The organism is Mesorhizobium captivum (assembly GCF_033977165.1).
In the GTDB taxonomy this organism is placed as follows: domain Bacteria; phylum Pseudomonadota; class Alphaproteobacteria; order Rhizobiales; family Rhizobiaceae; genus Mesorhizobium; species Mesorhizobium captivum.
In genome coordinates this window covers 21,239-42,907 of sequence record NZ_JAVIJB010000019.1, presented here as the reverse complement: position 1 = coordinate 42,907, position 21,669 = coordinate 21,239, and the positions used below count along the sequence as shown (strand labels likewise).

Sequence of the window (21,669 nt, the reverse complement as noted above, 5' to 3'; positions counted from 1 at the left end):
CTTCTGTTTGGGAGCCGGTCACAGGCGTGCCGCCAGTGCCTGCAGCGCAAGCGTATAGCCGAGCGGCCCGAACCCGCAGATCATGCCGACGGCGACCGGCGCGACCATGGAGACGTGGCGGAAAGGCTCCCGCGCGTGGATGTTGGAAAGATGGACTTCAGCGACAGGCAGCGGCGCGATCGCCCGGATGGCGTCGTGGATGGCAATCGAGGTGTGGCTGTAGGCGCCGGGATTGATGACGATACCTGCGGCCTTGTCGCCGGCTTCCTGGATCCAGTCGACGAGATCGCCCTCGTGATTGGACTGGCGAAAATCGATCGCGAGCCCAAGCGCCTTGCCTGCGGCCTTGCAGTCCTCGGCGATGGCGGCAAGCGTCTTGCCGCCATAGATGCCCGGCTCGCGCTTGCCGAGTGCATTGAGATTGGGACCGTTCAGGACGAAAATCGTTTTCAAATATGCCGACCTCTTCGGCGCCGGCCTCAAGCCGGCGCGCCGGACCTCTATAATGGGCATAGCCGCCCGCGAAAAGAGCGCAAGTGCGTTCTTTCGCTGTCCACAACAGGCGGAAAACGGCCTGCTGGCGCGGCCCGGCAGTTACTTAGAGCGCGCTCTTTGCCTGCTCGATCTTTTCCGCCAGAACCTGTTGTCCGAGCGCGCCGAACACCACCTCATTGCCGACCACATAGGACGGCGTGCCGGTGATCGACAGCTTGGTGGCGAGGTCGTAGGTCCGGGAGAGCGCTTCGTTGATGCTCGGATCCTTCATCTTCTCACGCAGCTTCGATTCGTCGGCGCCGAGCGAAAGCGCGACCTTCATGGCGGTCGCTTCGGTGGCACGGCCCTGGCCGCCGAGCAGGGCGGTGTGGAATTCGCCGTACTTCTCCGGCATCATCAGGTGGAAGGCCATCGACACCACGCTCGCCCTTTGCGAATCCGGGCTGAGGATTGGGAATTCCTTGAGCACGAAGCGCAGGTCCGGATCGGCCTTGGTCAGCGCCTTCATGTCCTCGATGGCGCGTTTGCAGAAGCCGCAATTGTAGTCGTAGAACTCGACGATAGTGACCTTGCCCTGCGGGTTGCCGACGACGCCATCGAAGGTGGAGTTGAAGATCTCGTCCTTCGCATCCTTGATGACGCCGAGCGCCGCGAGCCGCTGCTCTTCCTTCTGCTTGGCCTCGAGCGCGTCCTGAACCTCGAGCAGGACCTCCGGGTTCTTCAACAGATAGTCGCGGATGATGCCTTCGACCTCCTTGCGGTCGACCTTGGTGTCGGCGGAAGCCACCTGGATGGCTTGCGTCGTATCGGCCTTCGCGGCCTCCGGGCTTCCTGCCACGAAGCCGAATGCCAGCATGCCGAGCGCTACCGCCACGCCGGCGCTGCCGAGCAGGATTGCCTTGTTCATGATCATTTCCTTCTGCCTGTCCCGGTCCATTTTAGTCGCCGCGCACGGCCGGGACGTTCATTTGAGTTTGTTCGATGGCGTGTAGTTTATGATATCCTGCGCACGAAGCCAGCCGGGCTCGCCGCGCTTCAGCTTCTGTTGAGCGCGCATGGCGAAGATTTTCGCGTTCTTGTAGTCGGCCGAATAGAAATGGCCTTCGGCGGTGGCGAGATCGGCGGCCGGGATTTGTCCCAATTCGCCATAGGCCTGCGCCAGATAGCGATAGGCTTCCGCATTTTCCTTGTCGCGCCCGATCGCGTTGTTGAGCTGGGTCGCCGCCTTCTTCGCTGAATCGGGCGTGCCGACCGCCATCAGCGCCTGGCCGAGCGAAACCAAGAGCAATCCGGACCGCGCCGGATCCAGGCTCACGGCCTTGGCATAGGCATCCGCGGCGTCCTTGGGCTTGTTGACCTTCATCAGGATGTCGCCGCGCAGTTCCTGGAAATAGGGGTTCTTCGGCTGTTCCTTGATCAGCGCCGCGGTCTTGACGAGGGCGGCCCCCGGATTGCCATAGAGGTAGGTCTGCTGCGCGTCGCCATAGCGCGAAGCGAGGCTGGTCGGGTTCTTGCGCATCAGCCGCGCCACGGCCGCCTGGCCCTGCATATAGGCGGCGATCTTGATCCGCATCATGTCGTGCCGCTGCTGCAGCGCCGGCGGATCGACCTTGTCGACATATGGGCTCGCCTTGACCAGGACTTCGAGATTGGAGATGCGCTCCCGCGGCATCGGATGGCTGATCCGGTAGGGATCGAGCTGGGTGCCCGACAGCGACAGTGCGCTCTGGAAGCGGGCGAAGGTCTTCAGCATGCCCATGCCGGACTGGCCGGTGGCGTTGAGATAGGTGATTGCCGAGCGGTCGGCGGTGATTTCTTCGCCGCGCTGATAGGCAAGGATACTGCGCTGAGCCATCTCGCCGCCGCCGGCGGCGACACCCATGCCGGCGCCGGCAAGGCCGCGGCTGTTGGTCGTGGCGCCGGCGACCATCGCGCCCGCGCCGAGCAGCGTGGCGATGATGGCCATGGTCTTGGCGCGGTCGAGCTGGTCGCGCAATTTCTGCTGATGGCCGCCGGCAATATGGCCGGCCTCGTGCGCGATGACGCCGATGATCTCGTTCGGCGTTTCGGCCGTCACCAACGCGCCGGTGTTGATGAACAGGCGCCGTCCGGTGACAAAGGCGTTGAAGCTTTGATCATTGACGAGAACGATGTCGATGCCGTCATTGGCGAGGCCAGCCGCCCTGAAGATCGGCCGGGCATAGTCGCGCACCAGCGCCTCGATCTCGGCGTCGCGCACCACCGGCACGCCCTGCGCGAAGGCGCTCACGGAAGTCGACACCGCGACCGCGGCGGCAAGCAGAAGTGTCGCGAAGCCGCGAGCGGTTCGCCCTATTTTCGATCTGGCTATCATAGTTCGGGTCGGCTCAACATGACTGGTCCACTGGTAGACGAGCGGGCGAAGGATGAAAAGTCGGCGCCGATAACTTCCTGCGCGCTTGTGATCCCCACATCAATCGGGCATTTGTGCGGCGCTACCGTCGAACCGCGGCAGCTCACGGGCAGGTCTGAGATGGTTTCCATCCGGAATTTCGCCGGATAAAGGCAGTTGGAAGAGGTCAAATGGTCGTTTCGCTTTCGCGCCGGGGGGAAGTCGAGCCATTCCACGCCATGGACATCCTGGCCGAAGCCAACCGGCTGAAGGCTGCCGGCGTTCCCGTGGTTTCGATGGCGGTCGGCCAGCCGTCGGACCCGGCGCCAGCCGGTGTCCGGGAAGCCGCGGCTCTGGCGCTCAAGCACGGCCGCATCGGCTACACCGACGCTTTGGGGCTGGCTGAGCTGCGCAAGGCGATCGCCGCGCACTATGGCGAGCATTACGGGATCGACGTTGCGCCGTCGCGCATTGCCGTCACGACCGGTTCGTCGGCCGCCTTCAACCTCGCCTTCCTGGCCATGTTCGACCCGGGCGACCGCGTCGCCATCGCCGCGCCCGGCTATCCGGCCTACCGCAACATCATGGCCGCGCTCGGCATCGAGATCGTCGAGATCGAGCTCGGTTCGGATGCCTATCTGCATGCCGATCACTTGATGAGCGCGCATCGCGAGAAGCCCTTGAAAGGCGTGCTGTTCGCCAGCCCCGCCAACCCGACCGGCGCGGTCATTCCAGCGGATGAGCTTGCCGCGCTGGTGAAAACGGCGGAGGAGCTAGGCATCGCGGTGATATCGGACGAAATCTACCACCGGCTGGCCTATGCCGCGCCGGACGTCAGCGCGATGACCTATGGCGCCGGCGTGACGGTGATCAACTCCTTTTCGAAATACTATTGCATGACCGGTTGGCGCATCGGCTGGATGGTGCTGCCGGAGGAATTGGTGCGGCCGGTCGAGCGCATTGCCCAGAGCCTCTACATCTCGCCGCCGGAACTGTCGCAGATCGCCGCCACCGAGGCCTTCAAGGCAACCGATGAACTGGAAGCGGTAAAGGCCCGCTACGCCTGGAACCGCGACCTGCTGATGAAGCGCCTGCCGGAGCTCGGCTTCGCGCTCGCGGCACCCATGGACGGCGCCTTCTATGCCTTCTGCGACGTCACCAGGCACACCAACGACAGCATGGCCTTCGCGCGCAAGATGCTGGCCGAGGCGCATGTAGCCGCGACGCCCGGCCGTGACTTCGATCCGCTCCAGGGCCACCGCACCATGCGCTTTTCCTACGCCGGCAGCCATGACGACATGGTCGAGGCGCTGGCCCGCATCGAACGTTGGCTGAAATAGACGCCGTGCCGGAACTCGAGCAGGCGCTGGCCGAAGTGGCCGCCGAAATGGCGGAGCGCACCGATCGCGGCGATGTCGCCACCTATATCCCGCGGCTCGGCAAGGTCGATCCGAAGAGATTCGGCATTGCCGCCGCAACCAATGACGGCCGCGTCATCCTTGCCGGCGACGCCGATCAGCCGCTTTCGATCCAGAGCGTCTCGAAAGTCTTCACCTTGACACTGGCGCTCGGCAAGGTCGGCGATGCGCTCTGGCACCGTGTCGGCCGTGAGCCCTCCGGCAATCCGTTCAACTCGATCGTCCAGCTCGAGCATGAGAACGGCATTCCGCGCAATCCGTTCATCAATGCCGGCGCCATCGTCATCTCCGACGTCCTGCTTGCCGGTCATCAGCCGCGCGAGGCGATCGGCGAGATCCTGCGCTTCGTCCAGTTCCTCGCCGACGACGACACGATCATCATCGACCACGAGGTCGCGGCCTCCGAGCGCGCCACTGGCTACCGCAATTTCGCTCTGGCCAACTACATGAAATCCTTCGGCAATCTCCACCACGAGCCGGAGCTGGCCTTGGGCGTCTACTTCCACCACTGCGCCATCGCCATGAGCTGCCGGCAACTCGCCATGGCCGGCCGCTTCCTCGCCAATGGCGGCCGCAACCCGGCGACCGGGCATTCGGTCGTGTCGACCGAGCGGGCGCGCCGCATCGGCGCATTGATGCTGACCTGCGGCCATTATGACGGCTCCGGCGATTTCGCCTTCCATGTCGGCATTCCGGGAAAAAGCGGCGTCGGCGGCGGCATTCTCGGCATCGTGCCGGGCGTGGCCTCGCTTGCCGTCTGGTCGCCCGGCCTCAACGAGAACGGCAACTCCAAGCTCGGCTCGATCGCGCTGGAAAAGCTCGCCAGGATGATGAACTGGTCGATCTTCGCGCCTTGAGCGGCGGGTTCGGAAAAGAAAAATCCCGCGCTGGGCAGCACGGGATTTTTTGCTAACAGATCGTCTTAACAGGCTGAAACGGCTTAGAAAAAGCCCTTTCTCTGCCACCAGCCGGCGCGCTTCGGCTTGTCTTCGGCCTTGGCCTCCTCGGTGACGTTGGACGAAACGACGGGAACGACCGGCGCCTCGCTCGACTGGGGCTTGCGCCGCGTCGGGTGCGCATTGACGGGCTCCTCGGCCGGAGCGGAAGCAGCGGCTGCCGGCTCCGGTTCGGCGACCGCAGGCGCGGCGGCAAGTTCCGCGACCGGTTCGGGCGCGGCCTCGGCCACCTTTTCCTCCGCAGCCTTCTTTGATCGCGATGCACGGCGGGGCTTCTTCGGCTTCTCCGCGGCCGCAGCATCGTCATTGGCGGGCGAGGGCGCGGCCTGCTCTCCCGCTGCTGCTACCGGCGGTGCGCCTTCGGGAGCTTCTTTTTCCGCTTCCTTGCCTTCGATGCCATCGGCCGCCTCGCTGGCAGCATCGGCAGCGATTTCGCCGTCTTCGTGGCGATTGCGCTTGCCGCCACGTTTGCCGCGGCGGCGCTTCTTGCCGGGACCGTCCTCCGACGACTCCACGGTCCCTTCCGTGTCGGCCGGCGCGTCGGCCTTCAACTCGGCTGTCGCTTCGCCTTCCTGTGCGGCGGCATCCGCCTGCACGGGGGCCGAAACGGCTTCGCCATGGGCACCATGCTCGCGGTCGCGATCCTTGCCGCCGCGCCGCCGCCGGCGCTTGCGGCGCTTGCGACCTTCGCCCTCCTCGGACCGCTGCTGGTGCTGGCCCTGCTGCGGGTGACGCGGCTGCTCGGCCTCGACCGAAACCTCATCTTCCTCCTCGACGACGATCTCGTCCTCGGGCTCTTCCGGCTCGGCATAGGTCGGCAGGCTGCGCACCTCGACGAAGCCTTCCGGCTTCTCGGCCACGGCGCCGCGGAAGATCGCGTAGTGCTGTGCGCCCAGCGTCTCGTCGGCTTCGAGCGTGATCGTCAGGCCGAACCGGGCCTCGAGCTCGACCAGATTGGCGCGCTTGTGGTTGAGCACATAGAGCGCGGTCGCCGCCGGCGTGCGCACGGTGATGTGGCTGCGCGAATCCTTGAGCAGGAATTCCTCGATTGCCCGCACCACCATCAGCGCCACCGAAGAGTCGGAGCGCACATGGCCGGTGCCGCCGCAATGCGGGCAGGGCTTCATCGTCGATTCCAGCACGCTGGCGCGGATGCGCTGGCGCGACATCTCCATCAGGCCGAAATGCGAGATGCGGCCCACCTGGATGCGGGCGCGGTCGTTCTTGAGGTGATCCTTCAGCCGCTTCTCGACGGAGCGGTTGTTGCGGTTCTCCTCCATGTCGATGAAGTCGATGACGATCAGGCCGGCAAGGTCGCGTAGCCTTAGCTGCCGCGCGACTTCCTCCGCGGCCTCCAGATTGGTGTGGAGCGCGGTGTCTTCAATCGAATGCTCCTTGGTGGAGCGGCCGGAGTTGACGTCGATCGAAACCAGCGCCTCGGTCTGGTTGATGATGATATAGCCGCCGCTCTTCAGCGTCACCTGCGGCTGCAGCATCCGGTCGAGCTGCGCCTCGATGCCGTTGCGCACGAAGATCGGCGTCGTGTCGCGATAAGGCTGAACCACTTTGGCGTGGCTCGGCATCAGCATGCGCATGAAGTCCTTGGCCTCGCGATAGCCGTCCTCGCCGGAAACCAGGATCTCGTCGATATCCTTGTTGTAGAGGTCGCGTACCGAGCGCTTGATCAGGCTGCCTTCCTCATAGACCAGAGCAGGGGCCGAGGATTGCAGCGTCAGATTGCGGACGTTTTCCCAAAGCCGCATCAGATATTCGTAGTCGCGCTTTATCTCCGCCTTGGTGCGGCTTTCGCCGGCGGTGCGCAGGATGACGCCCATGCCTTGCGGCACCTCGAGGTCGGCAACGACCTCCTTCAGCCGCTTGCGGTCCTGGGCATTGGTGATCTTGCGCGAGATGCCGCCGCCACGCGCGGTGTTGGGCATCAGCACCGAATAGCGGCCGGCGAGCGAGAGATAGGTGGTCAGCGCCGCACCCTTGTTGCCGCGCTCTTCCTTGACGACCTGGACCAGCAGAATCTGGCGGCGCTTGATGACTTCCTGGATCTTGTACTGGCGGCGGACCGGCTTGCGGCGGTTGCGGACCTCTTCCAGCGCGTCCTCGGCGCCGACCGATTCGATCTCATGCTCGTCCGAATGCGCGGATGAGATCTCTTCGAGCATGCCGCGATCGCTGTCGCTGGGAGCGGCTTCGTCGGCGGGGGCGGCCTCGCTGGTGGATTCAGCCTGCGGCATCGCTTCGGAAATCACATCCGCATCGACGCTCGCAGCCATCGAGGTGGGGCCGCCTTCGGAAGGCTGTTCGTCCTCGTGCTCGGCGGCTTCGCCTTCGGCAGCGTCGCTGCTGGCTTCGGGCGCCTTGCTTTCCTGTTCGCCGGCTGCCTCGGCTACGGCCTCGATGGTTTCGGCGGCCGCTTCGGCGTTCTCCGCCGGGGCATCGGTTGCTTCGCCGGCCTCAGTGCCAGCTTCTCTCGAAGCCGCGACGTGCTCGGCGTTTTCGCTATTTTCCTCGGAACCGGCAGCGTCAGCGCCGCGCTTCTGCTCGGTGCGGTCGCGGTTCTTGCCGCCGCGCCGGCGGCTGCGGCGGTTGCCGCGATCGCGCGCCTGCTGCTCCTCGCCGGCCTCTGCCTCCTCGTCGTCTTCGTCCTCGGCCTCCTGCGCTTCGGCGCGCAGCAGGGCCTGACGGTCGGCGACCGGAATCTGGTAATAGTCGGGGTGAATTTCACTGAAGGCGAGAAAACCGTGACGGTTGCCGCCATATTCGACAAAGGCCGCCTGAAGGGACGGCTCGACGCGGGTTACGCGGGCGAGATAGATGTTTCCTTTGAGCTGCTTCTTGTCCTGGGATTCAAAGTCGAATTCTTCGATACGGTTACCGCGAACGACAACAACGCGTGTTTCCTCCGGGTGGGAGGCGTCTATCAGCATCTTGTTGGGCATTATTTCGTTTCCTCCCGGCAGCCATCAGCCGCAGCTGGCGAGGCAAACCTCGCCGCTGTGTGCCTGGATTTGTGTGGATGCCGGATAATTGAATGTCCGCCGGCCGCTGCTTCAACGCGATGGCGGTGCCGCCCGCAGCCAAAATGGCGCGGTTCGATGCGGACCTTTCCATGATTGCGCTTGAAGCCATCGGCACTCAGCAGAACCTTTTGAACCAAAGCCCGGGCTTAGCCGGACCAGCTTGTTTGCTCACACAGAGCCGGCGCGGGACATCCCGGCCGTTTTCATCGCGCAAGCGATTCCCCCGCCACGGGAGCACGCCTGCGAAAATCGTCGCGATCACCTGAAACCCGGAAGCGCCTTCACATCTTACCCCTGGCGGGAAAGTGCAGAGGCGGGCGGTTCCAGGATTGCAGTGATCCAATGTCGCTTTTATGATTTGGCGGGGTGGAAGGCAACCCCGATTTCGGATGCCGGCAAAAAGCGCTTCCGTTGGGGAAGGTTGCGCTCCACCCATCGTGAAAAGGCTTGGTTAACCTTCTCTGGATACCAATCGTTAATCGAGTTGGCCGCCAGACTGGCCCATCTGCGAAAAAAGCCGGCGCAAGGCGCCAAACCAGGAGCGACGGCATAGAGATGGGACTGGCAGGCACCGCAGACAAGTGGCGTGGCGCTGCCGGGCATCTCTGGCTCACGGCCAGGGCGCTTTTCCTGCTGGCGGTCCTGTTTGGCCTAACCGCCGCCGCGCGGGCCGATGGGCTGCTTGGCGCAACCGGCTACAAGATGGCCGGCGACGCCACCAGGATCCGCATCGTCATGACCTTCGACCGTGAGCCGGACGTGAAGTGGTTCCTGCTGCGCGGCCCCAACCGCCTTGTCGTCGATCTGCCGCGCACGCGATTCGCCCTCGACGCCAAGGACGTGAAGCCGCGCGGGCTGGTGCGCGCCGTTCGCTTTGGCGACCAGGGCCAGGGCTCGCGGCTGATCCTCACCGGCAAGGGGCCGTTCGCCGTCGACAAGCTCGACGTGCTGAAGAACGACGACGGCGGCTATCGCATTGCCATCGACATGTCGGCCGCGTCGGAACGCGAATTCGACGAAGCCCTCGCCAACCAGTCGCTGACGACCGGCTCGACCGTTTCCGCCGACAAGGGCGGCCGCGTCGGCACCGGGCCGATCTCGGCGCCCGGCCATCGCTTTACGGTGGTCATCGACCCCGGCCATGGCGGTGTCGACGGCGGCGCGGAGAGCGCCGGCGGCACCGTCGAGAAGAACGTCACGCTGGCCTTTGCCACCGAATTGCGCGGCAAGCTGGCCGCGGTCGGCAAATATGATGTGTACATGACGCGGGAAAACGACGTCTACCTCACGCTCGACGACCGCGTGCGCATCGCCCGCCAGCATGAAGCCGATCTTTTGGTTTCCATCCATGCCGATACGATCGCCGTCAAGGGCCTCCGGGGCGCCACGGTCTACACACTCTCCGACAAGGCTTCCGATCCCGAGGCCCAGGCGCTCGCCGATCGCGAAAACCTGTCCGACCAGTTCGCCGGCATGAAGATCGAGGACGACAACAAGGAGGTCACCGACATCCTGATCGACCTGATCCGTCGTGAGACGCACGGCTTTTCGATGAGCTTTGCCCACACGCTGGTCGGCCAGCTGTCGACCAGCGTCGGCCTGATCAACAACCCGCAGCGCTCGGCGGGCTTCAAAGTGCTGAAGGCGCCTGACGTTCCCTCAGTGCTGGTCGAGCTTGGCTATCTCTCCAACAGCAAGGACGAGGCGCAGCTGCTCAGCGCCGACTGGCGCGGCAAGGCGGCCCAGAGCATAACCAATGCCGTTGCCCTGTTCGCCGCGGCGAAAGCCGGAGCCAGGGCTGGCGGCTGACGGGCTGCACCCGCCCACAACCATGAGCCGTTCTACAACCACAAGCGGCGTTGCATGACGACAACACGTAGCGTTATTATTTGGCGGACCGAGTTCTGAAATTTCGCGCTGCCGTATTTTGTCCACATGGTAGCGACATGGGTTTTTCATTGCGGATTGGGACCGCCCCGTGAAGCTTGCGCGACTGTCGGCTTCGTTTAGGAAAATCCCGAACCTCGGACTGGAGCGGGCATGATTCGTCTCATCGGCTATTTCTTCGGCATCGGCACGACGCTGGCGCTGCTGGTCGCCGCCGGCCTGGCCATCTACATCAGCCACCTGACGAAGGATCTGCCCGACTACGAAGTCCTGGCCAAATACGAACCTCCGGTGACGACGCGCATCCATGCCTCGGACGGCTCGCTGATGGCTGAATACGCCCGCGAGCGGCGCCTCTATCTGCCGATCCAGGCGATCCCGGATCGCGTCAAGGCCGCCTTCATGTCGGCCGAGGACAAGAACTTCTACAACCACCCCGGCATCGACGTCACCGGCCTTGGCCGCGCCATCATCGTCAACCTGCAGAATTTCGGCTCCGGCAGGCGCCAGGTCGGCGCCTCGACGATCACGCAGCAGGTGGCGAAGAACTTCCTGCTCTCCTCGGACCAGACCTACGAGCGCAAGATCAAGGAGATGATCCTGGCCTTCCGCATCGAGCAGGCCTATTCGAAGGACCGCATCCTCGAGCTCTATCTCAACGAGATCTTCTTCGGCTTCGGCGCTTACGGCGTCGCCGGTGCTGCGCTCACCTATTTCGACAAGTCGGTCAACGAACTGACCGTCGCCGAGGCCGCCTATCTCGCTTCGCTGCCCAAGGGTCCCAACAACTATCATCCCTTCAAGCATGCCGATCGCGCGCTGGAGCGCCGCAACTGGGTCATCGACCAGATGGTCGAGAACGGCTACGTCACACGCGAGGAGGGCGACAAGGCCAAGGCGGAGCCGCTCGGCGTAAAGCCGCGCCGCAACGGCTCCTATCTGTTCGCGGGCGAGTATTTCACCGAGGAAGTGCGCCGCCAGATCATCGCCCGCTATGGCGAGAATGCGCTCTATGAGGGCGGCCTGTCGGTGCGCACGACGCTGGACCCGAATATCCAGTTGATCGCCCGCAAGGCGATGCAGAATGGCCTGCTGAAATACGACACGCTGCGCGGCTACCGTGGACCGGTTACCCATATCGACGTTTCCGGCGACTGGGGCGTGCCGCTGGGCAACGTCAAGGGTCTCGAGGACGTGCCGGAATGGACGCTGGCCGTGGTGCTCGACAGTTCCGCCGATGGCCTGACGATCGGCATTCAGCCGGCGCGCCAGGTTTCGGGCGATCTCGTCAAGGACCGCGTCGAGGGAACCGTCAGCAAGGACGACATGAGCTTCGCCATGCGCCACTTCGTCAACGGCAAGTCCGTCAGGGCGAAATCTCCGGCGGAGGTGCTGGAGCCGGGCGACGTCATCTTCGTGCAGAAGAACGACGGTTCCGACAATACCTACAGCCTGCGCCAGGTGCCCGAGGTCGAAGGCGGCCTGGTCGCCATGGATCCCCATACCGGGCGTGTGCTGGCCATGGTCGGCGGCTTCTCTTACGCGCAGTCGGAGTTCAACCGCGCGACGCAGGCGATGCGCCAGCCGGGCTCCTCGTTCAAGCCGATCGTCTATTCGGCGGCGCTCGACAACGGCTACACGCCGGCATCCGTGATCATGGACGGCCCGATCACCATCCAGAGCGGCAACACCACCTGGACGCCGAAGAACTATGACGGCACGGTCGCCGGCCCCGCCACCTTGCGCTCCGGCATCGAGAAGTCGCGCAACCTGATGACGGTGCGGCTCGCCAACGATATGGGCATGAAGCTGGTCGTTGAATATGCCGAGCGCTTCGGCGTCTACGATCATCTGGCGGCCTACCTGCCGATGGCGCTGGGCTCCGGCGAGACGACCGTCATGCGCATGGTCTCGGCCTATTCGATCATGGCCAATGGCGGCAAGTCGATCAAACCGTCGCTAATCGACCGCATCCAGGATCGCTATGGCAAGACCGTCTTCAAGCAGGACGAACGCGGCTGCGAGGGTTGCAACGCCACCGAATGGAAGAACCAGGCCGAGCCGGAACTGGTCGACAATTCGGAGCAGGTGCTCGATCCGATGACCGCCTACCAGATCACCTCGATGATGGAGGGCGTGGTGCAACGCGGCACCGGCGCCACCATCGCCGAGCTCGGCCGCCACATCGCCGGCAAAACCGGCACGACCAACGATGAGAAGGACGCCTGGTTCATCGGCTTCACGCCGAACCTGGTCGTGGGTCTCTATATGGGCTACGACACGCCGCGCGGCCTCGGCAAGGGCGCCACCGGTGGCGGTCTCGCCGCGCCGATCTTCAAGGATTTCATGCGCGTCGCGCTTGACGGCACGCCCAATGTCGACTTCCAGGTTCCGGAAGGCATGAAGCTGATCGCCATCAACCGCAAGACCGGCATGCGCGCGGCCGAGGGCGATCCCAACACCATCATCGAAGCGTTCAAGCCCGGCACCGGCCCGGCCGACAGCTATTGGGTCATCGGCATGGGCGCGGACGGCTCCAACGGCGCCGGCGGCGCGCTGTCGCCGCAGGCCACTCAGGCCATCCAGGACGGCGGCGGCGGCCTCTACTAAAATTTCCAAATTTCGGAACGGGCCGGCCAGACCATGATCCCGAAAAGTGGATATCGGTTTTCGGAAAAGATCATGGTCAGACAAGAAGATAGCCGGCCCATTTCGCTTTACAGGCAGCGGTGGCATGCCTATGTATCGCGCCGATTCCGAAAAGAATGAGAAGAACAGGACAGCACGAGACCCATGCGCGCGGAAACGCTCAACATTGTCGACGAGATCAGGCAGGCGATAACCCTGCTGAGGAGGCATCTTTGACTGGGATCAGGCCATCAAGCGGCTTGAATACCTGAACACGCGCGCCGAGGATTCCAGCCTCTGGAACGACCCGGTGGAAGCGCAGAAGCTGATGCGGGAGCGCCAGGGCCTCGAGGAAGGCATTGCGGCGGTCAAGGGTCTGACCCAGGCGCTCGAGGACAATATCGGCCTGATCGAGCTTGGCGAGGAAGAGGGCGACGAGGCTGTCGTCGCAGAAGCCGAGGCCGCGCTTCGTTCCATGCAGGGCGAGGCCAAGGCCCGCCAGGTCGAGACGCTGCTCTCGGGCGAGGCCGACGCCAACGACACCTATCTCGAAATCCATGCCGGCGCCGGCGGCACCGAGAGCCAGGACTGGGCCTCGATGCTTTTGCGCATGTACACGCGCTGGGCCGAGCGGCGCCGCTTCAAGGTCGAGGTGCTGGAAGTTCATGACGGCGAAGAAGCCGGCATCAAGTCCGCCACGGTGCTGATCAAGGGCCACAACGCCTATGGCTGGCTCAAGACCGAGTCCGGCGTCCACCGCCTGGTGCGCATCTCGCCTTACGACAGCAATGCGCGGCGCCACACGTCTTTCGCCAGCGTCTGGGTCTATCCGGTGATCGACGACTCGATCGAGATCAACGTTTCCGAATCCGACGTCCGCATCGACACCTATCGTTCCTCGGGCTCGGGCGGGCAGCACGTCAACACCACCGACTCGGCGGTCCGCATCACCCATCTCGCGACCGGCATCGCGGTCGCTTGCCAGGCTGAGCGCTCGCAGCACAAGAACCGCGCCAAGGCGTGGGAGATGCTGCGCTCGCGGCTCTACGAGGAAGAGCTGAAGAAGCGCGAGGCGGTGGCCAACGCCACCGAGGCGTCGAAGAGCGATATCGGCTGGGGCCACCAGATCCGCTCCTATGTTCTGCAGCCCTACCAGTTGGTGAAGGACCTGCGCACGGGTGTCGAAAGCACCAGCCCGTCAAGCGTGCTCGACGGCGATCTCGATGAGTTCATGGAGGCTTCGCTGTCACACCGTATCGAGGGCGGCGCCGGGGAGGCGGTGGCGGACCTGGATTAGAGCGATCCGAGAAAAGCCAGCCTACTAGCAGGTGGCGGCTGGCAGGGAGGAAGACCTTGGCAAATCCGGAAAAGGCAAGCGTTCGCACGCTTGCCGGAAAATGCTTCTGCGGCGCAGTTTGCTACGAGGTAGCCGACGAATTCGTCTACGCGGCCAATTGCCATTGCTCCAACTGCCGCCGCACCACAGGCTCCGCCTTCAAGCCCTTCGCCGGCATCGAACGCGACAAGTTTCGTCTCACCGCGGGCGACGGCAAGTTGCTGATCTACGGCGATGCCAGCGGCCACGACGCGCATTGCGGGCAATGCGGCTCTCTGCTCTATTCATTGGTGCGGGAGGGCGCTTACGTCCATGTCGCGATGGGGACGCTGATGGACGATCCAAGCGTTCGCCCGAATGCACACATCTTCGTCGGTTCCAAGGCGTCATGGTTCACGATTACGGACGACCTGCCGCAATATCGTGAACATGTCACCGGCTGAGGGCCGGAACCTCCGTCAGCAGAATTTCGTTCTTAGGCACCCTGGTCGCAGGCTTGTCGTTTAATTCTCGTTACCCAAGTCGGCGCACCCTTTTCCGTGGCCGATGCTGAAGCTCCGGTGCGATCCGAAGGGCGCGCCCACTTCTTGCGCCGGCCAAGGAATCAGCTCAGCATTTGGGCTGGGGGATAGAAGCATTTATGGCCGGACGCGGCATATCTGCGACTGACGATCCGGCCACTGGGAAGACACGTTCCGGGAACGGGCAAGCGAAAACGCTTGATGCTCGAAAGGAACGCTTCGATGTCTGCTGCCAAGTCAAGATCGGCCCAAGCCGTTCATCCGGCCGGCCGACTCCTGTTTTCCCTGTTCGTCACCGGCGTGGTCGCGGTTCTGACTGCGCCTGCTTTCGCGCACGACGCCAAGCCTACGGCGGCCATGCCGCAGGGCTGGAGCTATCCCTTTGCCTGCTGCGCCAACTACGATTGCCGCACTGCTCACACGGGTGAGGTCCTTGAGAAACCCGAAGGGTATGTAATTGCCGGAACCGGTGAAGTTGTTCCCATGACCGACAAGCGGGTAAAGGATAGCCCGGACGGTGAATTCCATTGGTGCGCGCATCAGGCTGGTTTAGATGCCGGCAAGACAATCTGCCTATTCGTGCCGCCGCGTTCCTACTAAAGCATGTCTCCTGAAAGTGGGAACCGGTTTCGGGGCAAAGACCTGCAGCGAATCTGAAAGATCGCGACGCGCTTTAGGGCCGACCGCCGAACTGCCAAACCTGCTGGCAGACAGTTGTCAGGACCGCTTCTTTATGTTGCCTTGCCGCTAAAGCAATTCCGCAGCGGTTTCCGTCTGGAATTGCGTGATCCAAGGGGCGGCGGACGACGGTGAGGTGACGTTCATGACCATCAAGGGTAGCTGCCACTGCAAGGCGACGACATTCGAAGTGTCCGAAGCGCCGCAGACAGTCACGCAATGCACATGTTCCTTTTGCTCCAAGCGCGGGGCGCTCTGGGCTTATTACGTCCCGTCGCAATTCAAGCTCACCAGCCCGCCTGAGAACGTCTCCTTCTACCGCTGGGGTTCGAAAACCATCAAACACGGTTTCTGCGCCACCTGCGGCTGCGGCACCTTTACCGAAACGCCCGATTGGTCGACTGGTCAGCCCGACTTCGATAACCCGAAAATCAGCGTCAATTCCCGGCTGTTCGACGATTTTGACCTGGACAAGGTCGAAGTGGTGGTGATCGACGGCAAGAACCTCTGGTAGCACGCTTTGCCGTTCCGCTTTTTGCCGCAATTCATGTTACAAGGCATGCGGAAGGGCTGATTTGGCGCGGCTGCAATGGCCGCGATTTGGAGAGGGACCATCTTATGAAGAAGACCGTGCTCGTCGTCGTGGCGACGGCTGTGCTCGTGAGCGCCTGCACCACCACCGATCCGTATACCGGCGACCAGAAGATCTCCAACACGGCGGCCGGCGCCGGCCTCGGCGCGCTGGCAGGCGCCAGCCTCGGTCTGTTGGCCGGCGGCAATGATCGCCGCAACGCGCTGATCGGCGCGGGCATCGGCGCGCTCGCCGGCGGCGCGATCGGCGCGACGATGGATCAGAACGAAGCGGAACTTCGCCGCCAACTGCAAGGCACCGGCGTCAGCGTCACCCGCAGCGGCGATCAGATCATCCTCAACATGCCGTCCGACATCACCTTCAACATCGACCAGGACGCGGTGAAGCCCGGCTTCTATCCGGTGCTGAACTCGGTGGCGCTGGTGCTGAACAAATTCCGCCAGACCACCGTCGACGTCTTCGGCCACACCGACTCGACCGGCGGCGACGAGCACAATTTCGACCTGTCGCAGCGGCGCGCGCTGGCAGTCGCCAACTACCTCTCCGGCCAGGGCGTCGATTCCCGCCGCTTCGCGGTCACCGGCTTCGGCAAGACACGCCCGGTCGCTTCCAATGCGACGGCCGCCGGCCGAGCGCAGAACCGACGCGTCGAGATTCAGCTGTCGCCGCTCACCTGAGAGAAACGACTCACGACGGAGCAAGTCCACTAAGCAAAACGGCCCCGGAAGGGGCCGTTTTTGTTTGGCGTACCTCAAATTAGGTCAAAAGTCTTAGGCCATTAGCTTGCTCTAATTGATACTTTTCCAGAGCCATGGAAAGGACTAGCATCGATGCTGTTCCAGAGGGGATGAGGCGGTAACTGGCCGCGCCATCAGCATTTTTCCGCCTCGGTCTTGCACGGCCAGATCAAAGTCTGGGAGGAATGCATGACAAGAACGGCTCGCCTTGGGCGCTGCGGCGTCCTCGTTTTGACTGGTCTCTTGGGCGCATGGCTTGGTGCCGCCACGGCTCGGGCCGAAGACGCCAACAAGGCCGACCTCGAGGCCCTGAAAAAATCGTTGGCAAAGTATGAAGACTACACCGCCGCCCTCCGCGACCTCTATCTGTCGACCGAAGGCTGCGTCTACTACAGCGGCGAGAAGATACCGGGCACGATGGACTATCCGAAGGGCGCCATGGGCGTCCATTTCGTCAACGTCCCAAGTGTCGGCAAGCCGCTCGATCCGATGAAGCCCAATGTCCTGATCTATGAACCGACCAAGAAAGGCTTGAAACTGGTCGGCGTGGAATGGCTGGTGCCGCTGACGCCGGACGTCAAGGAAGCCCCGAGTCTGTTCGGTCAAAAATTCATGGGGCCGATGGAGGGGCACTATCCGCTGATCCCGAAGGAGTTCGTCCACTACGATCTTCACGCCTGGCTGTTCAGGGACAATCCGAACGGCATGTTCACCCCGACGAACCCGAAGGTGAAATGCACCAACGCCGAGTTTCCGATGCTGGAGAAACCAACCAAGATGATGCCAGGACCTATGTAGGGGCCAGCGGGACAATTCCATCAAAAGTGCTTCGCTGAACCCCTTTGGGCGAGCCGCAGTAAGACAACGGCCCCGTTTGGGGCCGTTTCGATTCTGCCGATGCTGGTATCGAAGATCAGACTTTCGCGTCGTCGCCGAAGCGACGGTCGCGTCGCCTTCCACTTTTGTTGGTTATCCTGGTCGGCTAACCGGCGATCTTCGGTTCCACAGATCAGGATCTGGCCGGCTGATCGACAATTGCCGCAACGATCCGGCGCACGATCGGAAGCACAATCAGCAAACTCGGAAACGCAACAAGCCATGATGCGCCCCATGCATACCACCAGGTCGCTATGAACCCGGTTGTCCAGCCTGTGCTGATTGACGTCGACATTGCCGAGACAATGCAGGACATGAGGATCGAAAGAACGAATGGCATTACCAGTGCATTGTAAGAGGGCGGTAGCTTTCTCAATTTCAAATCTCCTGGTCAGAAAAATAGGTAGGCGCCTGCGGGCAATCAGGCGATAGTCGCCGACTGCAGGGCCAACTCACGAATGAGGCTTCGTAACGAGCGCGGCTCGTGGCCCAGGGCGGCGCGCAATGTCAGGCTGTTGCCGCCGAGGCCATATCGAGCGTAGTGGTCATGGACCTTGGCCAGCGATTGCATCTGGTGGTCGCTGTAAGGGACACGGGCGTTCGCCGCCCACTGGGCAAAGGTCGGCTCGCCCGCGGCGATGGGGCGGCCTAGCTCCTCGCTCATCATCGAAACGATCTCCTCCCGGCTATGCATGCCCGCTGCGCATAGCTCGAGGGTTGCATAGGACAGTCGCGATTCGGTCAATGCGATCGCCGCCACTTCCGCGACATCGCGGTAGTCGACGCGCGCTAGCTTCGCCGTCTTTGGAAACGGCTCCGCGAAGACGCCATGCTCGACGACTGACGGCCAGGCGGCGGCAATGTTCTGCATGAAATTGGCGGGGTGCAGAATGGTATATTCCATGTTCGTCGAGTAGAGCGCATCCTCGACGGGCACCTTGCTGGCATGGTTCTTCAGCCTCGTATTGGTGGGCTGGATCACCGACGAGAAGACGAATTTCCGAACGCCTGCCCGCGCGGCTGCCTCGACCATGGCAACACCCATGGCGGCTTCGTCGGCGGCAAAGGCCGGTCCGATGTGAAAGACGCCGTCGACACCTTCGAGCGCGCTTTCGAGGCTCCGGCGATCGCGCAAATCTCCTGTCGCAACCTCGGATGCTCCGAACTGCCGCGCCTTTTCGACGTTCGCGGAGTCGCGGATGAGCGCTCGAACATTGGCGTTGCGGCGGACCAGTTCAGGCACGACAAGTCCGGCAAACCGGCCTGTGGCGCCAACGACCAGAACGGTTGGCCTGGGTGCTTGCATGACTATTCCCTCCATCGGTTTTGTCCTTTCGGGACCTCTGGTCGGGAAAATAATAAGTCACGAACTTCGGTACAATTATGCAGATTTGCGATAGTTTCTCTCGATTGTCGGGAGAAACTATGAGGCGGATAGATGAGCCGGATCGACGACTTTGAAGCTTTCATCGCAATCGTCGAGCATGGCAGCTTGACGGCTGCCGCGCGACGGACGAATCGCTCGCTGCAGTCGATCAGCCGGTCCTTGGCAACGCTGGAGGAAGCCGTTGGGGTCGAGCTTGTGCACAGAACGACACGCCGCTCGGCACCAAGCGAAGCCGGGGCGGCGTTTTTCCGCCGCATCAAGCCCGCCATCGACGAAATCAACGAAGCAACGCTTAAGGCTGCCAACCAGCGCTCGGAGCCATCAGGCGTCCTGCGCGTCGGCGCGCCGGTGCTGTTCGGCCCTGATTTCCTCGTGCCTGTCATCGCCGGCTACATGCGGACGCACCCGCGGGTCGAGGTCGACCTCCGGCTTTCCGATGAATTTGCCGACCTCGGCGCCGAGGCCCTCGATCTGGCGGTACGGATCGGCGATCTGCCGGATTCCAGCCTAAGAGCGAAACGCCTTGGGGCGTTGCGGCGCGTGGTGTTCGGCGCGCCTTCCTATTTTGCGGAGCGCGGCCGGCCGAGCCATCCGTTTGAACTTGGCAAGCACAGTTGCATCGTTCGTACCGTCGACGAGCGTCCGGGCGAATGGATGTTTCAGATCGACGGCAAGCCCCGAACGGTGAAAGTCGCAGGCACCTTTCGCTCCAATCTGATGACGCCGATCTATGCCGCAGCGATCCACGGACTGGGCCTCGGCTACTCGCCTCTTTGGCAGATCAAGCATCTGGTGGATGACGGCCGCGTTGAGTTGGTTTTGACGGAATTCGAGCCGGTGCCGGTGCCGATACACGCACTGTGGCAGGAAGGCAGATCATCCTCTGCCAAGGTTCGTGCGTTTCTGGATATGCTGGCATCCCGCCTGGACCTTAGAAACCTGTAACGGAGGGATGCCATGCAGTGGCGCGCCGGGTCGACAGCAACGCCGACGACCATGTCACCGTCTCGCGGCCACTTTGAAACACAACGAGATTAGGTTCGTGAGTTGTTCTGGAAAGAAAAGACGTCTGTGCGCGTCGGCAAGGACGCGCGAGACCTTAGCGTCAGACCTTGGCGACGATCCGCATGAAGGCCGGCACGTCGTCGCCGAAGCCAACGGTCGCGTCGTCTTCCTCCTGGCGATGGCGGGCAGGGCGGTTGTGATCGCGCTGGGAACGGCCGTCGCTGCGCTGCTCATTGCGGTTGGCGGAACCCTTGCGGTCGTTCTCGGAACGGATCGCGTCCTTGCGGGCGCGGCGCTCCGCAATGTCGGCGACCTCGGCGACCGGCGGCTCTTCGCGCGCCGTCTCCGGCATCTCGTCCTCGCCATGCCTGGCGTGACGCTCCTTCTTGCGCTCGCCCCGCCCCTTGCGATCCTCATCCTTGCGGCCAGCGCGGCGCGGGGTGCCGCGGCCACGGCGGGGCGAGTCCTCGCCTTCGCTCTCGGTCACGGTCGACAGGTCGCCATCATGCCATTCGATCTTGGTGCCGATCAGCTTCTCGATGGCGTCGACATATTTGGTGTCGGAGCGCGTCGCGATGGTGAAAGACTTGCCGGAACGGCCGGCGCGGCCGGTGCGGCCGATGCGGTGGACATAGTCCTCGGCATGAATCGGCACGTCGTAGTTGAAGACGTGGCTGACGTCCGGAATGTCGAGGCCGCGCGCGGCGACGTCCGAGGCGACGAGATAACGCAGCTTGCCATCGCGGAAATTGGCCAGCATCTGCATGCGCGCGCGCTGGTCCATGTCGCCATGCAGCGCGCCGGCGTCGAAATCATGCTTCAGCAGCGAGCGGAAAAGCTCCGACACCTCGACCTTGCGATTGCAGAAGATGATGGCGTTCTTCAGATCGGAGTCTTCGGCCTTGATCAGGTTGCGCAGCGTCTCGCGCTTGTCCCACGGCTTGGAGCCCGACTTCACCAGGCGCTGCGTGATGCTGGTCGCAGTGGAAGCAGCCTTGGAGACCTCGACGCGCACCGGCGCGTGCAGGAACTTTTCCGTGAGCTTGGTGATCTCCGGCGGCATCGTCGCCGAGAAGAACAGCGTCTGGCGCGTGAACGGGATCATCTCGCAGATGCGCTCGATGTCGGGGATGAAGCCCATGTCGAGCATGCGGTCGGCTTCGTCGATGACGAGGATCTCGACGCCGTTGAGCAAGAGCTTGCCGCGCTCTCGATGGTCGAGCAGGCGGCCGGGCGTCGCGATCAAGACGTCTGCGCCGCGCTCCAGCTTCTTGTCCTGCTCATCGAATGAGACACCGCCGATCAGGAGCGCGATGTTGAGCTTGTGGTTCTTGCCGTATTTGATGAAGTTCTCTTCGACCTGCGCCGCCAGTTCGCGCGTCGGCTCGAGGATCAGCGTGCGCGGCATGCGGGCCCGCGCTCGGCCCTTTTCCAGCCTGGTCAGCATCGGCAGCACGAAGGAGGCGGTCTTGCCCGTGCCGGTCTGGGCAATGCCCAGCACGTCCTTGCCGAGCAGCGCATGCGGGATGGCGCCGGCCTGGATCGGGGTCGGCTTGGTGTAGCCGGCATCGGTGACTGCGGAGAGGACCTTTGGCGACAGGCCGAGGTCGGTGAATGTCAACGCTTCTTGAGCGGTCGTGGCGTCTGAGGACAAGTGTTTGTTGTCTTTGGCTGGTTCGGGAAAAATCGCAACACGCGTTGCGGCAGGCGCCGCGCGCCTGCAAGATCGGGCTTGCAGTTAGGCGCA

At 63.2% G+C, this 21,669-nt stretch carries 19 protein-coding genes; 12 read left to right on the top strand and 7 right to left on the bottom strand.

Translation table 11 applies throughout. The features are described 5' to 3' along the window. Positions 1-18: 18 nt before the first annotated feature. From aroQ to RFM40_RS17370, 3 genes are all read right to left on the bottom strand, one after another. Entirely contained in the window at positions 19-453 is a 435-nt protein-coding gene (aroQ, locus tag RFM40_RS17380) for a type II 3-dehydroquinate dehydratase (RefSeq protein ID WP_126100187.1), read from the bottom strand. Positions 454-598: 145 nt separating this feature from the next. Continuing rightward, on the bottom strand, positions 599-1,402 hold the full coding sequence (locus RFM40_RS17375; RefSeq protein WP_320227701.1) for a DsbA family protein: 804 nt from the start codon (positions 1,400-1,402) through the stop codon (positions 599-601). A gap of 57 nt (positions 1,403-1,459) precedes the next feature. Continuing rightward, complete coding sequence (locus RFM40_RS17370) at positions 1,460-2,848, bottom strand: M48 family metalloprotease (RefSeq protein WP_320227700.1); 1,389 nt, start codon at positions 2,846-2,848, stop codon at positions 1,460-1,462. Positions 2,849-3,057: 209 nt separating this feature from the next. On the opposite strand from RFM40_RS17370, the gene RFM40_RS17365 reads away from it, so the two are divergent. Together RFM40_RS17365 and RFM40_RS17360 are read left to right on the top strand one after the other, a co-directional pair. Continuing rightward, positions 3,058-4,206: a pyridoxal phosphate-dependent aminotransferase gene (locus tag RFM40_RS17365; protein ID WP_320227699.1), complete on the top strand. Its 1,149-nt coding sequence runs from the start codon at positions 3,058-3,060 to the stop codon at positions 4,204-4,206. A 5-nt stretch (positions 4,207-4,211) separates the two neighbouring features. Beyond that, positions 4,212-5,141 (top strand): glutaminase, encoded by a 930-nt coding sequence (locus RFM40_RS17360; RefSeq protein ID WP_430691690.1) that lies wholly within the window; start codon positions 4,212-4,214, stop codon positions 5,139-5,141. Positions 5,142-5,224: 83 nt separating this feature from the next. On the opposite strand, the gene RFM40_RS17355 is transcribed toward RFM40_RS17360, so the two are convergent. Beyond that, the gene (locus RFM40_RS17355; RefSeq protein WP_320227697.1) at positions 5,225-8,194 is read right to left on the bottom strand and encodes an Rne/Rng family ribonuclease; all 2,970 of its coding nucleotides are present in this window, start codon (positions 8,192-8,194) and stop codon (positions 5,225-5,227) included. Between the two features lie 92 nt (positions 8,195-8,286). On the opposite strand from RFM40_RS17355, the gene RFM40_RS17350 reads away from it, so the two are divergent. From RFM40_RS17350 to RFM40_RS17310, 9 genes are all read left to right on the top strand, one after another. Beyond that, complete coding sequence (locus RFM40_RS17350; RefSeq protein WP_320220662.1) at positions 8,287-8,541, top strand: hypothetical protein; 255 nt, start codon at positions 8,287-8,289, stop codon at positions 8,539-8,541. A 289-nt stretch (positions 8,542-8,830) separates the two neighbouring features. Beyond that, positions 8,831-10,084, top strand: a complete 1,254-nt coding sequence (locus RFM40_RS17345; protein WP_320227696.1) for an N-acetylmuramoyl-L-alanine amidase — start codon at positions 8,831-8,833, stop codon at positions 10,082-10,084. A gap of 231 nt (positions 10,085-10,315) precedes the next feature. Next, entirely contained in the window at positions 10,316-12,772 is a 2,457-nt protein-coding gene (locus RFM40_RS17340) for a penicillin-binding protein 1A (protein WP_320227695.1), read from the top strand. A gap of 183 nt (positions 12,773-12,955) precedes the next feature. Next, a protein-coding gene (prfB, locus tag RFM40_RS17335; RefSeq protein ID WP_320227694.1) for a peptide chain release factor 2 occupies positions 12,956-14,087 on the top strand; the annotation gives its coding sequence in 2 pieces (ribosomal slippage) (positions 12,956-13,021 and positions 13,023-14,087; 1,131 coding nt in all). Between the two features lie 56 nt (positions 14,088-14,143). Further along, positions 14,144-14,569, top strand: a complete 426-nt coding sequence (locus RFM40_RS17330; RefSeq protein WP_320227693.1) for a GFA family protein — start codon at positions 14,144-14,146, stop codon at positions 14,567-14,569. Positions 14,570-14,869: 300 nt separating this feature from the next. Beyond that, on the top strand, positions 14,870-15,247 hold the full coding sequence (locus RFM40_RS17325) for a hypothetical protein (protein ID WP_126100198.1): 378 nt from the start codon (positions 14,870-14,872) through the stop codon (positions 15,245-15,247). Between the two features lie 223 nt (positions 15,248-15,470). Further along, positions 15,471-15,839 carry a GFA family protein gene (locus tag RFM40_RS17320; RefSeq protein WP_320227692.1) on the top strand — a complete coding sequence of 123 codons (369 nt, stop codon included), beginning with the start codon at positions 15,471-15,473 and terminating at the stop codon, positions 15,837-15,839. A gap of 104 nt (positions 15,840-15,943) precedes the next feature. Continuing rightward, positions 15,944-16,594, top strand: coding sequence for a YiaD family glycine zipper/OmpA-like lipoprotein (locus tag RFM40_RS17315; RefSeq protein WP_320227690.1), 651 nt, complete (start codon positions 15,944-15,946; stop codon positions 16,592-16,594). 249 nt (positions 16,595-16,843) lie between these two features. Next, positions 16,844-17,452 (top strand): hypothetical protein, encoded by a 609-nt coding sequence (locus tag RFM40_RS17310; RefSeq protein ID WP_320227689.1) that lies wholly within the window; start codon positions 16,844-16,846, stop codon positions 17,450-17,452. A 211-nt stretch (positions 17,453-17,663) separates the two neighbouring features. Here RFM40_RS17310 and RFM40_RS17305 read toward each other — a convergent pair whose 3' ends face one another. Further along, positions 17,664-17,912, bottom strand: a complete 249-nt coding sequence (locus RFM40_RS17305; protein WP_488259958.1) for a DUF2798 domain-containing protein — start codon at positions 17,910-17,912, stop codon at positions 17,664-17,666. A gap of 39 nt (positions 17,913-17,951) precedes the next feature. Next, a complete protein-coding gene (locus RFM40_RS17300; RefSeq protein ID WP_320277878.1) occupies positions 17,952-18,836 on the bottom strand; it encodes an NmrA/HSCARG family protein in 885 nt (294 codons plus the stop codon). A gap of 132 nt (positions 18,837-18,968) precedes the next feature. Between RFM40_RS17300 and RFM40_RS17295 the strand changes: the two genes are divergently transcribed. Beyond that, positions 18,969-19,862: a LysR family transcriptional regulator gene (locus RFM40_RS17295; protein WP_320277877.1), complete on the top strand. Its 894-nt coding sequence runs from the start codon at positions 18,969-18,971 to the stop codon at positions 19,860-19,862. 160 nt (positions 19,863-20,022) lie between these two features. On the opposite strand, the gene RFM40_RS17290 is transcribed toward RFM40_RS17295, so the two are convergent. Further along, positions 20,023-21,576 (bottom strand): DEAD/DEAH box helicase, encoded by a 1,554-nt coding sequence (locus tag RFM40_RS17290; RefSeq protein WP_320277876.1) that lies wholly within the window; start codon positions 21,574-21,576, stop codon positions 20,023-20,025. Between the last annotated feature and the right edge of the window lie 93 nt (positions 21,577-21,669).

Coding starts and splice junctions, on each gene's coding strand:
- RFM40_RS17345 (WP_320227696.1), top strand. CDS start 8,831: ATGGGACTGGCAGGCACCGCAGACAAGTGGCGTGGCGCTGCCGGGCAT.
- RFM40_RS17365 (WP_320227699.1), top strand. CDS start 3,058: ATGGTCGTTTCGCTTTCGCGCCGGGGGGAAGTCGAGCCATTCCACGCC.
- RFM40_RS17350 (WP_320220662.1), top strand. CDS start 8,287: ATGTCCGCCGGCCGCTGCTTCAACGCGATGGCGGTGCCGCCCGCAGCC.
- RFM40_RS17325 (WP_126100198.1), top strand. CDS start 14,870: ATGTCTGCTGCCAAGTCAAGATCGGCCCAAGCCGTTCATCCGGCCGGC.
- RFM40_RS17340 (WP_320227695.1), top strand. CDS start 10,316: ATGATTCGTCTCATCGGCTATTTCTTCGGCATCGGCACGACGCTGGCG.
- RFM40_RS17315 (WP_320227690.1), top strand. CDS start 15,944: ATGAAGAAGACCGTGCTCGTCGTCGTGGCGACGGCTGTGCTCGTGAGC.
- RFM40_RS17320 (WP_320227692.1), top strand. CDS start 15,471: ATGACCATCAAGGGTAGCTGCCACTGCAAGGCGACGACATTCGAAGTG.
- RFM40_RS17375 (WP_320227701.1), bottom strand. CDS start 1,402: ATGAACAAGGCAATCCTGCTCGGCAGCGCCGGCGTGGCGGTAGCGCTC.
- RFM40_RS17370 (WP_320227700.1), bottom strand. CDS start 2,848: ATGATAGCCAGATCGAAAATAGGGCGAACCGCTCGCGGCTTCGCGACA.
- RFM40_RS17295 (WP_320277877.1), top strand. CDS start 18,969: ATGAGCCGGATCGACGACTTTGAAGCTTTCATCGCAATCGTCGAGCAT.
- RFM40_RS17355 (WP_320227697.1), bottom strand. CDS start 8,194: ATGCCCAACAAGATGCTGATAGACGCCTCCCACCCGGAGGAAACACGC.
- RFM40_RS17300 (WP_320277878.1), bottom strand. CDS start 18,836: ATGCAAGCACCCAGGCCAACCGTTCTGGTCGTTGGCGCCACAGGCCGG.
- RFM40_RS17310 (WP_320227689.1), top strand. CDS start 16,844: ATGACAAGAACGGCTCGCCTTGGGCGCTGCGGCGTCCTCGTTTTGACT.